This is a genomic window from Streptomyces sp. NPDC060002 (assembly GCF_042737245.1).
In the GTDB taxonomy this organism is placed as follows: domain Bacteria; phylum Actinomycetota; class Actinomycetes; order Streptomycetales; family Streptomycetaceae; genus Streptomyces.
This window is the reverse complement of the sequence record NZ_JBHWUW010000055.1, coordinates 34,430-51,715: the sequence shown is the minus strand read 5'-3', so window position 1 is coordinate 51,715 and position 17,286 is coordinate 34,430. Positions and strand designations below refer to the sequence as shown.

Annotated in this window: 12 protein-coding genes, 2 pseudogenes and 3 CRISPR repeat arrays; of the genes and pseudogenes, 4 read left to right on the top strand and 10 right to left on the bottom strand. The window is 69.8% G+C overall.

Features of this window, described 5'->3' with window-relative positions; all coding sequences use genetic code 11:
* Positions 1-156: 156 nt before the first annotated feature.
* Positions 157-978: direct repeats of the CRISPR family, unit length 29 nt; unit sequence CGAAGCACCCCCGCGTCGGCGGGGAGGAC.
* Positions 979-995: 17 nt separating this feature from the next.
* The 7 genes from cas2e to casA all read right to left on the bottom strand — a co-directional run bounded on the left by cas2e (position 996) and on the right by casA (position 7,147).
* Positions 996-1,313: a type I-E CRISPR-associated endoribonuclease Cas2e gene (cas2e, locus tag ACFWBD_RS33945; RefSeq protein WP_385675425.1), complete on the bottom strand. Its 318-nt coding sequence runs from the start codon at positions 1,311-1,313 to the stop codon at positions 996-998.
* Entirely contained in the window at positions 1,313-2,254 is a 942-nt protein-coding gene (gene cas1e, locus ACFWBD_RS33940) for a type I-E CRISPR-associated endonuclease Cas1e (RefSeq protein ID WP_385675437.1), read from the bottom strand. Before cas1e ends, cas2e begins: the two co-directional genes overlap by 1 nt.
* 56 nt (positions 2,255-2,310) lie before the next feature.
* Entirely contained in the window at positions 2,311-2,961 is a 651-nt protein-coding gene (gene cas6e / locus ACFWBD_RS33935; protein ID WP_385675422.1) for a type I-E CRISPR-associated protein Cas6/Cse3/CasE, read from the bottom strand.
* Positions 2,958-3,728: a type I-E CRISPR-associated protein Cas5/CasD gene (gene cas5e / locus ACFWBD_RS33930; RefSeq protein ID WP_385675419.1), complete on the bottom strand. Its 771-nt coding sequence runs from the start codon at positions 3,726-3,728 to the stop codon at positions 2,958-2,960. The genes cas6e and cas5e overlap by 4 nt, the downstream gene beginning before the upstream one ends.
* On the bottom strand, positions 3,725-4,852 hold the full coding sequence (gene cas7e, locus ACFWBD_RS33925) for a type I-E CRISPR-associated protein Cas7/Cse4/CasC (RefSeq protein WP_385675416.1): 1,128 nt from the start codon (positions 4,850-4,852) through the stop codon (positions 3,725-3,727). The genes cas5e and cas7e overlap by 4 nt, the downstream gene beginning before the upstream one ends.
* Positions 4,849-5,487: a type I-E CRISPR-associated protein Cse2/CasB gene (gene casB / locus ACFWBD_RS33920; protein WP_385675413.1), complete on the bottom strand. Its 639-nt coding sequence runs from the start codon at positions 5,485-5,487 to the stop codon at positions 4,849-4,851. Before casB ends, cas7e begins: the two co-directional genes overlap by 4 nt.
* Before the next feature lie 70 nt (positions 5,488-5,557).
* Positions 5,558-7,147, bottom strand: coding sequence for a type I-E CRISPR-associated protein Cse1/CasA (gene casA / locus ACFWBD_RS33915; RefSeq protein WP_385675410.1), 1,590 nt, complete (start codon positions 7,145-7,147; stop codon positions 5,558-5,560).
* 329 nt (positions 7,148-7,476) lie between these two features.
* Between casA and ACFWBD_RS33910 the strand changes: the two genes are divergently transcribed.
* Complete coding sequence (locus ACFWBD_RS33910; protein ID WP_384109702.1) at positions 7,477-7,644, top strand: hypothetical protein; 168 nt, start codon at positions 7,477-7,479, stop codon at positions 7,642-7,644.
* Between the two features lie 148 nt (positions 7,645-7,792).
* Here ACFWBD_RS33910 and cas3 read toward each other — a convergent pair whose 3' ends face one another.
* Positions 7,793-10,639, bottom strand: a complete 2,847-nt coding sequence (gene cas3, locus ACFWBD_RS33905; protein WP_385675406.1) for a CRISPR-associated helicase Cas3' — start codon at positions 10,637-10,639, stop codon at positions 7,793-7,795.
* A gap of 181 nt (positions 10,640-10,820) precedes the next feature.
* Positions 10,821-12,008: a CRISPR direct-repeat array (repeat unit 29 nt; unit sequence GTCCTCCCCGCCGTCGCGGGGGTGTTCCG).
* A gap of 864 nt (positions 12,009-12,872) precedes the next feature.
* Positions 12,873-14,666: direct repeats of the CRISPR family, unit length 29 nt; unit sequence GTCTTCCCCGCCGACGCGGGGGTGCTCCG.
* 213 nt (positions 14,667-14,879) lie between these two features.
* Here cas3 and ACFWBD_RS33900 point away from each other — a divergent pair.
* Entirely contained in the window at positions 14,880-15,044 is a 165-nt protein-coding gene (locus ACFWBD_RS33900; protein WP_384109709.1) for a hypothetical protein, read from the top strand.
* 271 nt (positions 15,045-15,315) lie between these two features.
* Here ACFWBD_RS33900 and tpg read toward each other — a convergent pair.
* Positions 15,316-15,711, bottom strand: a pseudogene (gene tpg, locus ACFWBD_RS33895) (telomere-protecting terminal protein Tpg); the annotation flags it as partial.
* Positions 15,712-15,974: 263 nt separating this feature from the next.
* On the opposite strand from tpg, the gene ACFWBD_RS33890 reads away from it, so the two are divergent.
* On the top strand, positions 15,975-16,130 hold the full coding sequence (locus tag ACFWBD_RS33890) for a hypothetical protein (protein WP_385675403.1): 156 nt from the start codon (positions 15,975-15,977) through the stop codon (positions 16,128-16,130).
* A 206-nt stretch (positions 16,131-16,336) separates the two neighbouring features.
* On the opposite strand, the gene ACFWBD_RS33885 is transcribed toward ACFWBD_RS33890, so the two are convergent.
* Entirely contained in the window at positions 16,337-16,900 is a 564-nt protein-coding gene (locus ACFWBD_RS33885; RefSeq protein ID WP_057604975.1) for a tellurite resistance TerB family protein, read from the bottom strand.
* Between the two features lie 97 nt (positions 16,901-16,997).
* Between ACFWBD_RS33885 and ACFWBD_RS33880 the strand changes: the two are divergent.
* Positions 16,998-17,277: pseudogene (locus ACFWBD_RS33880) on the top strand (amidohydrolase); the annotation flags it as partial.
* Positions 17,278-17,286: the final 9 nt, after the last annotated feature.

Sequence of the window (17,286 nt, the reverse complement as noted above, 5' to 3'; positions counted from 1 at the left end):
CGTGCCTGTTGCCCGAAGTCTGCCGCACATCCGGACCAGCGGACAGGGTTGCTGGTCGCGGAAGGCACGAAGATCATTTACGGGACAAGTCTTAGCTTCCCCACACCGTTCACGCTGCAACGAAGTGAGGCGAAGAGCGACAGCGGCCGTTTTCAAGAATCCCCATCAGCGTCGGCGGGGAGGACCGCAGGCCGGACCCGTAGGGGTGCGGCTCGACCGAAGCACCCCCGCGTCGGCGGGGAGGACCGGCGCGTGCGTGGATCGCAGCCCACCCGGGCCGAAGCACCCCCGCGTCGGCGGGGAGGACCGGCGCGTGCGTGGATCGCAGCCCACCCGGGCCGAAGCACCCCCGCGTCGGCGGGGAGGACCGGGTGACAGGTCGCGCACCGCGTTGACGAAGCGAAGCACCCCCGCGTCGGCGGGGAGGACACGCTGCTGGACGTGGCGCGCTGGTCCAAGAGCGAAGCACCCCCGCGTCGGCGGGGAGGACTCGGGCCGGTCATGCGGCCTCGTCCCAGTGGTCGAAGCACCCCCGCGTCGGCGGGGAGGACGACCAGGCGCCCGTGATGCCCGTCCTCGGCCCCGAAGCACCCCCGCGTCGGCGGGGAGGACGTCCACGACGCCACCACACCGTGGCCAGCTGGCGAAGCACCCCCGCGTCGGCGGGGAGGACTTTGCCCATGCCGCAACCGTGTCGTCCTTCCGCGAAGCACCCCCGCGTCGGCGGGGAGGACGCCGACTGGGACGACGACGAGTACGAGGCCTACGAAGCACCCCCGCGTCGGCGGGGAGGACTCGGCGATGCACGCGTTGTGGTCGGAGAGCAGCGAAGCACCCCCGCGTCGGCGGGGAGGACGTGCTCTGGGACATGCCTCACGTCCACGTCGACGAAGCACCCCCGCGTCGGCGGGGAGGACGAGGACCTGACCGAACGCGGCGACTACGCAGGCGAAGCACCCCCGCGTCGGCGGGGAGGACCCTTTGTGACCTGCGACTTACGAAGGGCTTTGCTGGTTCTTTGCCGGAGTCATGGCTGCCATTCGGATGAGGGTGAGGCCGTCGAAGTCTTCGGGGACGCGGCGGCGGGTTCCTGCGGTGCGGATGGCGTAGCCCTGTTCGGTGGGTGCTGGGTGGATGAGGACGGCTGCTCCGTTGCCGACGGTTTCGGTAACAGCGTGCCAGAGGTGGTCGCGCACGCGGGCGGAGACGGATCCGACGAAGATGCCGGGTACTACTTCGCTGGTCCACCGGCTCAGGGCGCCGCGCAGGTGGTCGGGTACCGCGGTGGTGGCGATCACCAGCATGGACGGCATCAGGAACCGCCTGATGCGTAATTGACGCCGGCTGGCAGGGTGCCAGCCTTGGGATCCCACAGATGGACCATCTCGACGTCGCGCCGCTCGGAGCGGTCCTCCTCGTCTGGGTCGTCGTCGGCCTGTGCGGGTGTCAGCAAGGTTTGGACGTCGTGGACGATGCGTGGCAGCAGGCGCAGGAGCCTGAGGTCTTCGCGGAAGCGGCGGCGTGCTTCCTGTTCGGGGTTGGCGGACTGGTGCAGGGCGAAGGCGAGGGGCAGGGTGGTTTCTGCTTTGTAGAGGTCGGCGATGTCGTAGACGAAGGCGTGCTGGGTGCCGGCGTGGACGAAGCCGAGGGCGGGTGACAGGCCCAGGGCGAGCAGGGCTGCGTGGACGATGCCGTACAGGCAGGTGTTGGCGGCGGACAGGGCGAGGTTGACGGGGTCCTGGGTGTGCCACTGATCGGGGTGGTAGTTCCGGCGGAAGCGGCCGATGCCGTGCTGCTGGGCGAGGATCTTGTAGAGGGCTTTCATGCGCTGGCCCTCCATACCGCGCAGCTGTTCCAGGGTGACGGCAGCGGGGAGTTCGGTGGCGTCGAAGCGCATGCCGTACATGCGTCTGGCGACATCGAGGCGCCGGGCGGTATCGGCCCAGGCTGTGACCTGTTGTTCGAGCCAGTGGGTGGTCAGGGAGTCGGGCAGGATGCCGGCGTAGGCGCGGACGCCTCCCGCTCCGGTGCAGACCACGCTGGTGCCGTGGCGCGCCAGTGTGGTCAAGGCGGGGGTGGTGATGGAGACGCCTGGGCCGAGCAGCAGGCAGGACAGCGCGGCGGTGGGGAGGTAGACCAGGTCGGTCCGATCGTGCGCGACCTGGATCTGTGCGCATACGCCGGTGTCGTCCTGGACGATGCGGACCATGTCCAGGTAGAGGAACGACAGGGAGTCGGCGACGCGGGGCAGCATCGCCAGCGTGGGCGCGGCCAGGCGCCGGCGCGCCTGGCCGCCCTTGTCCGCAGTACTCACGCCGTGCTGGCCGGGGCGAGGCTGAGCAGGCCGGCACCGTAGGGCTTGCCGCGGCCGATGCCGTTCAGGACAGCCTGGGCCAGGGATTCGGGGTCGGTGATGGTGGCGGTGCCGTCGTAGCGCAGGAGGCTGTGCCGCATCGGCGGGGCCTGCTGGCCCTGGGGGCGTATGGGGGGCAGGTTGGTGGGGGTCAGTACGTGGAGGTGCAGGCCGGCGTCGGCGGCGCGGCGCAGCCACCACTGGTCGGCGTCTGCTCCTGAGAGCGGGACGATTTTGCCGCGCTTGTTCTTCTGATCCAGCGGGAGGCGTTCGCGTTTGGCGGGGTTGAGGACGATGCGGTAGCGGACGGCGAGCCCTTTGCGTAGTGCGGAGAACATGGGTGCCAGGCTTTTGAGCTCGGCGTGGCCGTAGTCGGGTGGGAGCAGCGCCGGGTCGAGTTGGGCGGCCTGGACGAGGAGGGTGCTGGAGGTGTCGGTCTCCTCCAGCCGGTACAGCAGTCCGGCCTGCAGGCGCGGCGAGTCGCCCAGGTTGTCGGGGACCATGCGCATCACGGTGCGGTGCATCTGAGTGGCGTCGCGCAGGTCGCGGTGGACAGCGCGGTGGTGCGGGTTGAGTCGGATGCGGGCGAGGACCGGGTAGTCGTTCATGCGCTTTCCTCGGTGTGGGCGTAGTCGATCAGTCGCCGCATCAGGGTGTGCTGGGGGCCGGCCAGGGTTCGGGGCAGCTGTTCCACGCTTTTGTACAGGTGCCGCATGCGGTGGCTGCGAGCGTGCGGGGAGAAGCTGATCGGGACGTCGTAGATCTCGAGGGTGTCGGCCCTGGGGATGCTCTGGGCGGGGGGCGGCTCCTCGTACAGGAACTCGACGTCGACGGTGTCGCCTCCGCGTCCGGCAGGAGTACTGCGGCTGAGGGGGACTTCGCAGCGCAGTGCGGCTTCGGGGTCCTCGATGTGGCTGCGCAGTACGAACGGCTCGTCCGGCACGCAGGAGCGGCGGCCCAGGTAGGGGGCCCAGTGCGGGCGGCGCAGTGCCTGGGCCAGCCGGTTGACGGTCTGGTCGCGGCCGGACACGGCGACGACGAAGACGGCGTCGGCCAGGTAGTGGCGCCGGGTGATGACCGCGGCGCCCTTGTTGCTGCCGCCGCTGGTGGCAGCGGTGCGTGCCTTGGGGAAGCCGCCGCCGACGGTGTGGTAGTCGATGACACGTATGCCGGGGCGGTCGACGCGGACGGTGAGGCGTAGGTCGTCGTAGCGGTCGAGGAGGGCGTCGTCGCGGCCGATGCCTTCTGCTGCGGCGAACAGTCCGATCAGGGCGGAGCGGGTGGGGAAGGGGGCGGTGTCCCGCACGGCGGTGAACGCGGAGCGTTCTCCCCATGACTGCAGGGGACCGGCCAGGCGCAGCACGAGTCCGCTCACTGCTGTTCTCCGGACTGGGGCAGGCCTGCTTCCAGGGCGGCTTCGGTCAGCTCGTCGTAGGAGTCGCGCGCTTCGCCCAGGCCGGTGAGGTGTTCGTCGGGGGCGATGGTGGCGTGGCCGTGGAAGCGGCGGCTGCGGTTGCCGGTGAGCCGGTTGATCTCGTGCGCGTAGGCCGCGAGCGCCCGGCGGGAGCTGGTTGAGAAACCGCCTTGACGGTCGGCGGTCACGGGGGTTTCGAAGGCGGCGGCCAGGGAGAGCGGGCGGTGTTCGCGGACCGCCAGGTAGGCGAGGTCGGGCAGGGTGTGGGGTGCGGTGCTGTTGCGCTTGGCTTGTGGCAGCGAGAGCAGGAAGTGCTCCGCGAAGGCGGCCAGGACGGTGCGGGCGGCTTTGGTGTCGCCTTCGAGGTTCTTGACCAGGTCGGTGATGTTGACGGTGGCGTAGCGGTAGAAGACGCCGGCGCTGAATTCGGCGGTGTCCAGGTGGGCGCTTCCGGTTTCGGCCTCGCCCAGCCAGTCGTCGACGGCGGTGAAGTAGTCGCGCTGCGGCTCGGCGGTGTGGGTGGTGAAGGCGTGGGCGACCTGGGCGGCGCCGTCGACGTTGGCGTCGGGAAGTTCCGCCAGCATTCGGCCCAGGAGGCTGATGGAGGCGGTGCGCCGCTTGAGGATCTCCTCGATTTGGGCGGGGGGCAGCAGCTGTCCGGGCTTCTTGCTGTCCTTGCCCTTCTCCAGTGCCTCGCGGTGCTCGGTGCATACGGCGGCCAGCTCGTCGATGGCGGCTTCGGGCAGGAACAACAGGACCGAGGTGTGTCCTTCCTTCTCGGTGCCGATGCCCTTCTTCCCGGCGCTGGCGGCTACCTGCGATCCGGCGAACTCCGCCAGGTCGTCGGACCATCCCGCCTTCTGCAGGGCCTGCTTGACCTTGACGGGCACCATGCGGGTGCGTGCGGCCTTTTCGCCCAGGTCCTGCTCGACGCCGTGGCGGATGACCCGCTTCCAGGACTGGCTGGAGACTCGGATGCGGGGCGCGTTGCCGTAACGGACCTGCTTGGGAGAGCCGAGGTCGTCCCGGTTGAGGTTCGCGGCCGGCACCGACTGCAGGGCGCTCAGGTCCAGGTAGAGGGTCATCGCTGGTTCTCCTCGGTCACGTCAGGGATTTCGGCGCCCGTGTCGTCGGGTGCGGTTTGGGCGCTGGTGATACGGAAGTAGCTCTCGAGCCAGGCGGTGGCGATGCGGTCGCGGTCGCGGTTCCACCAGCTCAAGTCCTCCACGAGGACCGCCCAGTCCACGGGGATGCCACCGGTGAGCAGCTGCCGGGTCAGAGCGGGCAGGCCCGGGTGGACGGCGTCGGCGGACTGCCGCGACATCAGATGCAGGGCGCTCTCGGCGGTCGCCGGTTTCAGGACGCCTCGGGTGACGGCCTGCCCGAGGGCGGCGCCGAGGTTGGCGCGTGCACGCCGGGCGCCGCCCCCTTCGCTGTCCGCCGCTCCCGGCGCGGGCAGGTCGCGGGCCGTGCGCGGCCGGGCTGCGATCAGCGCGGCCACCGCATAATGGGCACGCTTGGCATCGGGATGTGCGTCAGCTGTCCACGGCACGAGGTAGCGGTGCAGGTAATTGCATCGCTCGACGGGCAGACCAAGCCCTCGGCGCAGTTCAGCTCTTGTCCGCTTGGAGTCACACAAGCCGAACACGTAGGCCGCGAAACGCTCGGACGGTCGCGAGGGTTTCTTCGTCGTCGCGGGCACCGGAGCGGAAAGGGTCATGGCACATCCCTGGTGGACGAGGGTAGAAACGATCAGTGGGTGCCGTTACGGCTTGGGCGGGCCGGCCGAATCAGTCGGTGTGAGTAGCGGGCAGCAGTGGGAGTAGCAGGGCGCGGGCGCGGCTGCGGGCGCGCGCCACCCGGATGTCGGCGCGGTTTGCCTGACCGATCGCCTCGTCCAGCACGCTCAGTGCCACCTCGACGAACGGCCGTTCGACGGCGGCCGCCGTCTGCTCCGGCGCGGCCAGATGCCAGAACTCCCGCTCGGCGGCTGGCCAGTAGCGGGCCAGCGCTGCCGACGCCCAGGGGCCGGGCTTGCGCTGGTCGATTCTGACCTTGGCTTGGGGAGAGGGGTCGGCTTGTGCGTCGGTGGCGAGCCGCCAGGCGACCTTCGCGGCGAACTCGAGGCGGGAGGCGGTGTCCTCGGCCACGCGGTGACAGCGGCTGATGTGATACGCCATCGCCGTGTCCGTCTCTTCCTGCCACTGCAGCACGGGCGAGATCGTCGCCTGGAACCAGACACTGTCCTTTTGCTGACCGTCCTGCTCAAATCCATACGCCCGCACCCGCAGTGAGGGCAGCATCTGCTTGGGCAGATCCTCGAGGCACGGGGGCCGCTGCGCGTTGTGTGCGCTGTCCTTCAGCAGCAGGGAGTCCAGATCCCGCCACAGCGCCCGTGCACCATCGGCTTCCCGCGGCTGGAACGCGTCGTCCCTGCGTCGGTCGAGGATCTGATAGGGATCACGCACCTGAGGGGCGGGCTCGTGCGTCGACCAGGTGAGGTAAGCATCGGTCACCGACCGGCGATCGGGCGAGGGCACCAGCAGCGCTGCGTGGCGGAACCGGCCCGTCAGCAACCGGCCCGGCCACGTCATGGCAGGGACAGGCTCCAGCGGAGCGTTCAGCTCCTCCTCCCACGGGCAGGCGTCTGCCGCTTCCCAGTCCGCCTCGACCTGCGGTCCGGGCACAGCCAGAACCAACGTGGTGAACAGCTGCGGCGCCCACGCGAAATAGGACATGGACTTCCGCAACGGCGCCGCATCCCCGCTGCCCGTGCGCACCGTAGTGATCCGCCGCGGCGTGCACTGGCCAGAGGGGCCGAAGTACAGCTGGGCAATCAGATGCCACGCCGCCTCATGAGCTGGCACCGCTACCGGGGACCCATCCGTGAAATGACCGAACAAAACCGCCCCGTTGACGCCCGTCGGACGTCCCAGCACCAGCTTGTTCACCCCAGACGGATTCGGCACGCCCTTGGCGTCCACGCACTCGGCGGCCAGCCGCGGATCCTGCAGAAACGGCCGGTGCTCATCGAACAGATCGAACCGGCCCGCCGGCACCTCCTGGTCGAAGTAGGCGTCCACCGCCTGCGGATCGAACCGGCCCTGCTTGAGGACCCGTCGGCGCAACGCATGCCAGTCCTCGATGTCCTCCGCGACACCCGCATCATCCAGGCGCACTCCTGCGTCCTGGCCGATCCTCGCGGTCATCACGGCCAGCAGCCGCAGCAGACCCGCCGCCGCCGGCGGCACCGGCAACTCCACATCCGCGATCTCATGCGCTCGCTGGAACAGCCCCCGCAGTCCCAGCCGCACCGACTCACCCGTCAGCAACCGAACCGGAATCCACGGCTCGTCCCGCAGATCGAACCCCCCACTCACGTCCTCACCCCTTCGTAACGAACGCAGACCAACGCAACGCCGTGGTATGGCAATTGGCCCCCCAGGCCCGTCCACGGCGTCGTGCCCGACATTGAAGCAGCCACCACTGACAGCGGCCCACGAAACGGGCAGGACGCAGACCAGGGCACCACCATCAGGGCCACTTCACAGGAAACTGATGAAGGTGGAAGGGCAAGGGTGGTACGGAGGGGGGCGGAGGGGGATGGGTGAAGTTGCAAGCGAGTACAGCGGAGCAGTACCTTCACCCCGCCGACACCACAGTGACGGTGCGTCACAGAAGTGTCACCGAACGGATTCTGAGGAGAGCTGTGCAGCAGTCCGCGTTACCGACCCCGTGGAGCCAGACCGCCCCATGGGCCCTGGTCATCACCGTCATCATCATCGTGATCGGGCTGCGCCCGGATGCAGCCACCGTCGGCGCCTGCGGCACGCTGCTCCTTGCCGCAGCTGAGGCACACCGCCGTCTGACCAGTTAGCCCGCATGCCAGTCGGCCAGACGACACACCGGCAATGCCTCGCTCCCCGCCGCAGTGGGGGTGTACCAGTGGACGGGCACGGGCGGCTCGGCCCTCAAGATCCTTCCCCGCCGATGTGGGGACGCCGGGCAGAGGCCGGCCGCACAGCTCAGCGCCGTACCAGCCCGAGGTCCTCGTCCAAGCGCAGCATCTTGCCGCCGACGGCCACCGAGTGGGCCGCTCCCTCGCGGACGGGCTGGTACAGCACACGGACGTCGCCCAGCATCGGATGCTCCGCCCACGACGCCGGAGGAGCAAGCGCCTGCGCGTCCTCAGCGTGAAACCAGTCGGCGCTCACCGGGACAGTGCGCCGCATCACCGTGCGCACTGCCGCGGCGGGCATCTTCTGCCCCTCACTCGGGTCCGGGAGCGGTTCACTACCCTCGAGGTCAAGCGTCCTTCGCCCATCGGCCTGTACGTATGCGCACAACAACCGCACCGATTTGGCCCCCAGCCGGGTAGCAGTCTCCCATTCGTCCTCCTCGCCCGGCAGGCTGTGCAGGGCATGCAAGCGGGACAAACTCCGTGCGCGGCAGACAGCCACCAGGCCGGCCTGCCCCTGCTGCGCCAGCTGCTTGCCCTGATGAGCGGTCCAGGCCGCCGTGCGCCGGCTGTCGAACGCGTCCCAGTCAAAGTGTTCCGCCTTGGTTCCGTGCACCGACTCGACCAGTTCCTGCACGTCTTCGGGGATCGAGACCGCCTTGCCAGCGAGTTCGCCCAGCTTCGCGGAGGTCTTATCGAGCAGGAACTCGGAGTAGACCTCCCCCCACTGCCGGGGCACTGCCCCGCCGGCGGCCAGCGGGTCCAGCACGACAAGGCGCGGAGCCCGCGCCCAGCCAGGTCGGCCGCGGCCACCGGGATAGCCGTGCCGAGCCCACCAGTTCTCATGGCGCCAGCACCGGCCGGCCCGCTGCAGCAACAGGGCCAGCGGGGCGAGGTCACTGACCACGACATCGGCATCCAGATCGAGCGACTGCTCGACGACCTGCGTGGCCACCACGATCCGGCGCACCGGCCGCGGCCCCGTGCGCCCCATCCCTTCGGCGATCCCCATGGTCCGGGCCTCGCGCACATCGCCAGGGAAACGGGCGTGCAGCAACTGCACCATCCCACCATCGGCATGGGAGCGGTCGTCGAATCGCGCGCGGAGCCTGAGGTACGTCTCCTGCGCATCACCAACCGTGTTGCACACCACCAAGGCAGTGCCACCCTCACCTGCGGCCACCAGCTCCACCAGGTACTCGATCACCGCCAGGCGGTCACGGACCGCGCCCGGACCCCGGACCACCGGCTCCACCGCAACATGCAGCTCCATGCTCCGCTCACCGGCCTGCTCCCGCCGCCGCAGCTCTGAGATCTGCGTAGCGCGGGCGCTGGAACCGTCCACATACAGCCAACCGGGATATGGGGCCGGAAATGTCCGCTTGCTCAGTATGGCCTGCCGGTGCCCGGCGCCCTGCAGATACTCCTTGATCAGACCGTCGCTGACCGAAGCCGGCAGGGTGGCTGACAGCAGAACGACCGGAACGCCGAAGGCGCCGAGCCAGTTCAGCAGACGGCCCAGAAGCACCTGCATGTACGCGTCGTAGGCGTGCGCCTCGTCCACGATGAACGTCTTGCCCGACAGCGCCAGCAACCGCAGAGCGTTGTGCCGCACCGGCAGCACCGACATCAGCGCCTGGTCCACCGTACCCACCGCGAACTGCGCCAGCAGCGGACGCTTAGAACCACGCAACCACTGCCGCGGACGCATATCGGCCTGCACCCGCTGCCGACCCGCTGCCACCTCGTCCCCGTCACAGGTCACCACCTGCTGCCCCGCCTCCAACGCCTCATCCGAGTACGCCGCATTCAGCCAGGCCATGCTGTGCACCAGCGTCAGACCCGCCCCCCGGCCGGACTGCCGCGTGAGCGCCTGCGCGACCCGCCCGTACATCTGGTCACTGGTAGCCATCGTGGGCAGCAAGAACGCGAACCCGTGCGTGCCGAACACCTCCGACAACACCCGCTCCGCCTCCAGAGCAGTCTCACTCTTGCCGTCCCCCGGAGCAGCCGTCACCAGCAAAATCCCGCCCCGGCCCCCGGCCCCCGCCGCCGCCGGCAACTCCTGCATGACCGAGCGCTGCAGCGCATTGGGCTGCCCGTCAATGCCGTACGCCTCGGCGAAATCCGCACGCCGCAACCGCACCGGCACCAACCCCGCATCAGCCAGCAGCCCGACGGCATCCGCACACGAGCGCGCGAAATGCTCCGCTAGCGACGCCTGCAGACTCCTTTGCCGGCCCCGCAGGTAATCGGACTGGCTGACCAGCCAGTCCGCAACGATGACCACGCCCGTCACCAGCACTGCGGCAGCCGGCTTGAAGGACTCCGGCGCCGCGGGAGAGTCGAGCAAAGAATGCACCGCCGACGCGTGTGCCGCGCGCTGCCGAGCCCAGGCCGGCCCGCCCAGAAACGGCGAGCCGCCCCCGCCCTCATTACGGTAGAACCGGCCGTGATGCCCCCCGATGATCTCCGCGACCCGCTCCGCGGCCACGGTCTCCCCATCGGCTTCGAAGCCCAAAACCGCCAGCACGTCCGCGGCCGCCCGCATTCCGGCCACGTCATGCCCCAGCCGTTCCGAGCCCATCCTCGCGCGGTCCCTGCCCAACGATGCGGCAAGACCCTCACTGCCGTGCCGGGAACAGAACTGAAACCCCGACAACTTACCGATGTCGTGCAGCCCGGCACACAACCCCACCACCGCCCGGGCCCTGCCCGGTTCGGCAGCAAAACCCAGCCCCTCCGCGATACTCAGCCGCTGGCTGCCCGACAGGTACACATCCCACAGGTGCAACGCCATAGCAGCCGCGTCGAGGAGATGCCGGACCAGCGGGTACGGCGCAAGCTCCGGATCCAGCCCCCGCGACTTCCCCCACACCGACTCATCCGGCTTCCCGCCCCCCACAGACGACATGGCCGCCCCCCTTCCGAACTCCACCCGCTCACAGTCCCGATAGACCACGGATCCAAACACACGCCACCGACACCACTCAGCTCTACGAGCACGGCTAAAGTCCTCACATGAAGCGCCTACTCCGGCCGGAAACCCGAGCAAAGAAACAGCAAAGCCACTAGTGAGGCGCAGGTCAGAAAGTGTCCTCCCCGCCGTCGCGGGGGTGTTCCGAACATGTTCTCCGGCAGGGGCCGCTTGTCGGTGTCCTCCCCGCCGTCGCGGGGGTGTTCCGCTCCGTCTGGACATCAACAGCTGGAACGCGCAGTCCTCCCCGCCGTCGCGGGGGTGTTCCGGCCGCCGACCTCGGTACCCGCATCCACCACCGGTCCTCCCCGCCGTCGCGGGGGTGTTCCGACCTCGACGTCCAGGCCCAGCACCTCGCAATCGTCCTCCCCGCCGTCGCGGGGGTGTTCCGCTGAAGGTCCGCGAGTTCCAGGTGCGCCAGGAGTCCTCCCCGCCGTCGCGGGGGTGTTCCGCTCGCCTGAGAGGAGCCGTGATCATGGGAAAGGTCCTCCCCGCCGTCGCGGGGGTGTTCCGGCGTACTCCACTGACAACGAGGCCGCGCAGATGTCCTCCCCGCCGTCGCGGGGGTGTTCCGCGTGGCATCGCGGCCGGGACACCGACCTGGTCGTCCTCCCCGCCGTCGCGGGGGTGTTCCGATCGCCAAGGGGATGCTCGCCACGGTCAAGGCGTCCTCCCCGCCGTCGCGGGGGTGTTCCGTCGCAGTCGCATTCCGTCAAATACGTATCCGTGTCCTCCCCGCCGTCGCGGGGGTGTTCCGCAGGCCTGGCGGTACGCGGGCAACGAGACCCCGTCCTCCCCGCCGTCGCGGGGGTGTTCCGGCGACGTCCTCCACTACCAGGCCCGCGTCACAGTCCTCCCCGCCGTCGCGGGGGTGTTCCGTCGAGGAAGCTGCGCCCCAGTCGGCCGAGCCCGTCCTCCCCGCCGTCGCGGGGGTGTTCCAATCTCCGAGTTGGTGAGCGGCTGGATCACGTTGTCCTCCCCGCCGTCGCGGGGGTGTTCCGTACCGCCAGGCGTACATCGACGCGCTCGCCGCGGCCTCCCCGCCGACGTGGGGGTGTGCCGTAGCTGCTGATGTCGGCGTCGAGGATGTCCAGGTCCTCCCCACCGACGTGGGGGTGTGCCGCCCGTCGACATGAGCGGCGGGTTCAAGGACTTGTCCTCCCCACCGACGTGGGGGTGTGCCGGAATTCGGTCGACAACTGCCCGATCTTCTCCGGTCCTCCCCACCGACGCGGGGGTGTGCCGTCCTGGGTCGCCACTCTCGTCGCGTGCCTCCTGTCTTCCCCGCCGATGCAGGGATGTTCCGAGGACGTCCATGTCGTCGTCCTCGGTGTCGCCGCCCTCCCCGCCGACGCGAGGGCTCTGCACCGCCTGCCAGTCAGCGACCGGTTCTCCTCGACCTTCCCGCCGACGCGAGGGTGTTCCAGAGGAGGGTGTCCGGCCGATGGAGTGGTTCCGGTTCTCCCCGCCATCGCGGGGATGTTCCGTCGGGCGGGCCTTCGGCACGTGCGGGTCAGGCGTCCTCCCTGCCGACGCGGGGGTGTTCCGACGTTCAGCGCCGTACCGTCGAGCAGCGCGGCGTCCTCCCCGCCGACGTGGGGGTGTGCCGGCAGAGGCCGAGGGGTTCAAGGTGTGGGGAGCGTCCTCCCCGCCAACGTGGGGGTGTTCCGTCCACGTGATCTCCCAGAGTGATCGTGGATCTGTCCTTCCCGCCAACGCGGGGTGCTCCGATCAAGGAACGCAGGTGCCAAGTGCCTGGGCCTGTCCTCCCTGCCGACACGGGGGTGTTCCGACGATGTACGCGCTGCCCGAGATCGAGGAACGGTCTTCCCCGCCGACGCGGGGGTGCTCCAAGGTCATCTTGCGGCGCGAGCTGGTGCGCACGGTCCTCCCCACCGACGTGGGGGTGTGCCGTAACCCGGCGACCTCCTCCTGGTGGGCGCGGAGTCCTCCCCGCCAACGTGGGGGTGCTCCCTCCGACGTGGGCGTGGAGATCGTCTCGCAGGGGTCCTCCCCGCAGATGTGGGGGTGTGCCGACACGCACCTGGTCGCCGTGGCGTTCGTCCGGGTCCTCCCCGACGACGTGGGTTGCCGAACAGGGCGTACGGCGGGCTGCACGCCGATGTGGGGGTGTGCCGGCGATGCCGTAGTAGTCGCGCTCGGCAAACAGGTCCTCCCTGCCGTCGCGGGGGTGTTCCGACATCCCCGTTCGCGTCGATAGCGCGTCCGATGTCCTCCCCGCCGTCGCGGGGGTGCTCCGTCCTCACCGCCCGCCACATCACCGTCAGCAACGTCTTCCCCGCCGACGCGGGGGTGCTCCGGTGCGCCAGCACCAGGCCGCCATGCGCGACCAGTCTTCCCCGCCGACGCGGGGGTGCTGCGAAGTCCGAGGCGAACGTGCGGGCGTTGCTTGGGTCTTCCCCGCCGACGCGGGGGTGCTCCGATCCCACCGGCCTTGCGGTAGGACAGGGGCGGGTCTTCCCCGCCGACGCGGGGGTGCTCCGTCCTCGCGGGCCATGGCCACGCGGTTCTTGTCCTCCCCACCGACGTGGGGGTGTTCCGCGACCGCTGTTCGACAGACCTGGCTGGAGCGCGTCCTCCCCACCGACGTAGGGTGTGCCGGCAGAGGCCGAGGGGTTCAAGGTGTTGGGGAGCGTCCTCCCCGCCGACGCGGGGGTGCTCCGCCGATCAGATCCGCGGCCGCCCGGCCGCGGCGGTCTTCCCCGCCTATGCGAGGGTGTTCCGCCTGCCGTGAGAATGTCGAATGCCTCGCTGGCGTCCTCCCCGCCGACGCGGGGGTGCTCCGTGGAAGAAGAAGTACGGGTTCGTCGGTACGGAGTCCTCCCTACCGACGTGGGGGTGTGCCGTCGCACCAGCGGCAGGGGACTCCGGGGTCGTCGTCCTCCCACCGACGTGGGGGCGTGCCGCCGAGCTCTTCGCGGAGGATGGCCCAGACGTGGTCCTCCCCACCGACGTGGGGGTGCGCCGTCGTACTATTCGTCCGACTTGCCCTCTCCGGCGTCTTCCCCGCCGACGCGGGGGTGTGCCAGCGCTCACCGACGACGCGATCCTGGAGCTGACGTCCTCCCCGCCAACGTGGGGGTGTGCCTCTCGATCTGACGATCGCTGAGTGGCGGGAGCTGTCCTCCCCGCCAACGTGGGGGTGTGCCGTATGACAGCTACAGGTCTCTCGTGATTCCGCCGTCCTCCCCACCGACGTGGGGGTGTGCCGTCCGGTGAGCTGGGGTGCGACTTTCTCCAGGAGTCCTCCCCACCGACGTGGGGGTGTGCCGTCGTGACCGTGCCCGACAGACCACGTGACTCGGTCCTCCCCACCGACGTGGGGGTGTGCCGTCGTGACCGTGCCCGACAGACCACGTGACTCGGTCCTCCCCACCGACGTAGGGGTGTACCGCGGATCGAGGGTGTCAGTCGTCGGCACGGTGGGTCCTCCCCGCCGAAGCGGGGGTGTTCCGGTCGTCGCCATCCCCGAGGTCCAAGTCCTCACGTTCTCCCTGCCGTCGCGGGGGTGTTCCGACCCGCCGCGTACCGTCCCGGCATGACGATTCGTCCTCCCCGCCGACGCGAGGGTGTTCCAGAGGAGGGTGTCCGACCGATGGAGTGGTTCCGGTTCTCCCCGCTGACGCGGGGGCGTTCCGAAGACCGATGCGATGCTGGTATGGCTCGAGCGATGCTCCCCGCCGACGTGAGGGTGTGCCGTCGCGCAGGTGCCGGTCGTCCTCGATGTCTAGGTCGTCCCCGCCGACGTGGGGGTGTGCCGCTGGACATCACGCGGGCGGCCAACGCCACGATGCCCTCCTCGCCGACGTGAGGGTGTGCCGGTCTGCTCATTGCCGTCGGCGGGCGCATAGATGTCCTCCCCGCCGACGCGGAGGTGCTCCGACCGACGTCCTGCGGGCCCTGGCCGTGCACACGTCCTCCCCGCCGTCGCGGGGGTGCTCCGATCTCGACCCGCCGCTGGAGCCGGAACCGAGCAGGTCCAGGACCACGTCCGGGCCGAGGGATGCTTCGCCAGTCGAGCGGCAGTGGCGCACGGATCGGCCCCCAGCCGGATGCGGCCCTGATACGCCGTTGTAGCTGACCTGGCCGAAATACGCGTAGTCGACTCATTGATCCCGGTCCTGCTAGGAAGAAGACAGCCGTCCCAGGGGGCAACGTGAATTTCGAGTTCGAGTGCTGGCGGTGCGACGCCGACTGTGTGGTCTACGGCAAACCCACCGGCTTCTGGCAGGAGTTGTACCGGCTCCCGGAAGAATGGGACTGTTGGAACTGCGGCGCCATCAACATCACCCCGGACCCGCCCTGGACACCCGCAGACTGATGAGGACGAGAAGCCGGTGCAGCACCCGCCGCGCCTACGGTGCCTCATTCTGGCGCCGGACCTGCCAGGATGAGCCGGTGAGCACCACCCGCCGCCCTCTGGGCACCGGTCCTCAGCAGCAGCTCCCCGCCATTCCCGTCACCGCCACCGTGCGCCCGGGAACTGCCGCAGAGAGAGCCGCTGCCCAACCACCGCCCGCGGCCGCCGAACCCGCGGAGCCGGCCACGCAGCGGCGTCTGCTCGGTCCAGGCCCGGATCGGCCGGCCTACCCTCACGACAGCAGCCCGAAGTCGATGTAGTCGATGTCGGTGAACTCGACGGTGAGCCCGCCGGCGCGGCGGCCGCCGTCCTTGAAGTACATCTCTTGGAGTCCCTCCGCCGCGATCGCCGACAGCTCGCTCTCAGACGCGCCCTGTTCCCGGGCGGCGAAGAGCCGCGCCGCGAACTCGGGTGGCAGGGACTGGGTAAGGCGGCGCATGCGCCCGTCGTCGGTGGTGCCGGGTGCTGCGGTGAAGCCGAACCTCGCGCGGGTCTCGATGACGATTCCCTGTGACGTGGCCGCCGCCTTCCGGGCGCGGGCGCGGACTACCGGCTGCAAGCGGGCCCGGACGGCATCGGCCAGGCGTTCGGCGAGGTCGGCGCGCGGGTGCTTGAACTGCCCGCGCACGACGTCGCCGGGTCGGCCCCGGGCGCCGCGACTGCCGGGTGACGATTTCGCGGCGCCGGCCCGCAGGTAGCTCTACACCGCGGGGGGGGGCCGGAACCAGGCCGACGTCCCGCTCTCCACGGCATGGACATCCGAAAGTGGCTGGCCCGGCAGTGCCAGCACCTCCTCTGGACCGGGCCGATGAACCAGCAGGGCGAGCGCCTGGAGGGGCTCGGGCTCGGCATCACATCGCTGGCCCGGCCGCGAAGCCGTCCACGACGCCCGTGGGGACTTCGAGCAGGGCGTGGCGGTCTCTGGCGCAGTACACGGTGCAGAACGCCGACACGGGGAACAAGGAGTGGGTCAACTACGCCTTCAACAGCGCCGTCTCCTACGCGCTGTATCTCATCATGACCGACTTCCAGCCCGTCACCAAGTAGGCCGGCGAGCAGAACGAGCGCACCGGGCCCCGTTCCAACGGTCAGCCTGGCAGGCAGCGCCGGCGCGGGTGTTCTGACCCCTTGCCGTACAAAGACAGCACGTTCCAGGCCAAGTGCCAGCCGTACTTCGACAACGACTCGGACAGCGGCAGTCGACGCACTCCCCCTGCGTCGGCGGCCGCTTCCCTGTCAGAGCTGTCGAGCTGTCAGAGCTGGAACTCCGCGGGGTTCAGCCCCAGTGCCACGCAGGCCTCCTGGAGGACCATCTGCTCCGCCTGTGAGAAGTGCCCGTCGGCGCCGGCGATGACGATGCCGGTCTGGATCACCGCGCGAGCCTCGGTCGGCTTCTTGGCGGCCTTGGCGATGTCCTGCATCACCTCGGCCTTCCCCTGCGGGAAGTTACGGGTGAGCTGTTCCACGTGCTTGTGGAAGCGCTGACGCAGCTGCTCCGGCGGGAAGTTCTGCAGCACCTCGTTGCTGAGGATCATCGACTCCATCTGCTGCATCTCAGACGCGTCCACATGGCCGTCAGCCGCCGCGACCAGCGCGCACATCGCCATGCTCGCGTCCCGGTACGCACCGCTCTTCAGCTCGGTCTTGATCGAGCCGAGCTGGTTCTTTAGCAAGCCGACCAGCTGGGCGCGGGATCCACCGTGCGAGCCCGTCCGCGAACCGCTCTGCGAACCATGCCCCCCGGTCGTGCCGCGCCCGCCCTGCGCCTGCTGCTGCAAGCTCTTGGCCTGGTCCTTGAGCCGGTCGAACAGTGCCATTTGCCGTCACCTCGGTACTCGTCTGATCGATCTCACCCCGGAAACGGCCCCGCCCCGGAAAAGGTTCCACAGCGGGCCCCGGCATAGATTGCCCTCCATGACCTCCACCGCGGCCCGTACCGCGCTGGACCTCACCGCCGTCCTCCCGGTCCCCGACCTGGAGGACCTTTACCGGGACCTGCACCGCCACACCGATCTCTCCGGCCAGGCGAACCGCACGGCCGCGCAGTTCGCCGAACGGCTGGGGAAGGCGGGGTGCGACACCGCCGAGGGCATCGGCGGCACCGAAGTCGCCGGGGTACCGCAACGGGGACGGGCTCGTGGTCCTGCTGCGCGCCGACATGGACGCGCTGCCGGTCCAGGAGGCGACCGGACTGGCAGGCACC

Excerpts from the sequence above, each read along its gene's own strand:
- cas7e (WP_385675416.1), bottom strand. The coding sequence starts at position 4,852 with ATGACCCTCTACCTGGACCTGAGCGCCCTGCAGTCGGTGCCGGCCGCG.
- cas6e (WP_385675422.1), bottom strand. The coding sequence starts at position 2,961 with ATGAACGACTACCCGGTCCTCGCCCGCATCCGACTCAACCCGCACCAC.
- cas1e (WP_385675437.1), bottom strand. The coding sequence starts at position 2,254 with ATGCTGCCCCGCGTCGCCGACTCCCTGTCGTTCCTCTACCTGGACATG.
- cas2e (WP_385675425.1), bottom strand. The coding sequence starts at position 1,313 with ATGCCGTCCATGCTGGTGATCGCCACCACCGCGGTACCCGACCACCTG.
- ACFWBD_RS33885 (WP_057604975.1), bottom strand. The coding sequence starts at position 16,900 with ATGGCACTGTTCGACCGGCTCAAGGACCAGGCCAAGAGCTTGCAGCAG.
- casB (WP_385675413.1), bottom strand. The coding sequence starts at position 5,487 with ATGACCCTTTCCGCTCCGGTGCCCGCGACGACGAAGAAACCCTCGCGA.
- cas3 (WP_385675406.1), bottom strand. The coding sequence starts at position 10,639 with ATGTCGTCTGTGGGGGGCGGGAAGCCGGATGAGTCGGTGTGGGGGAAG.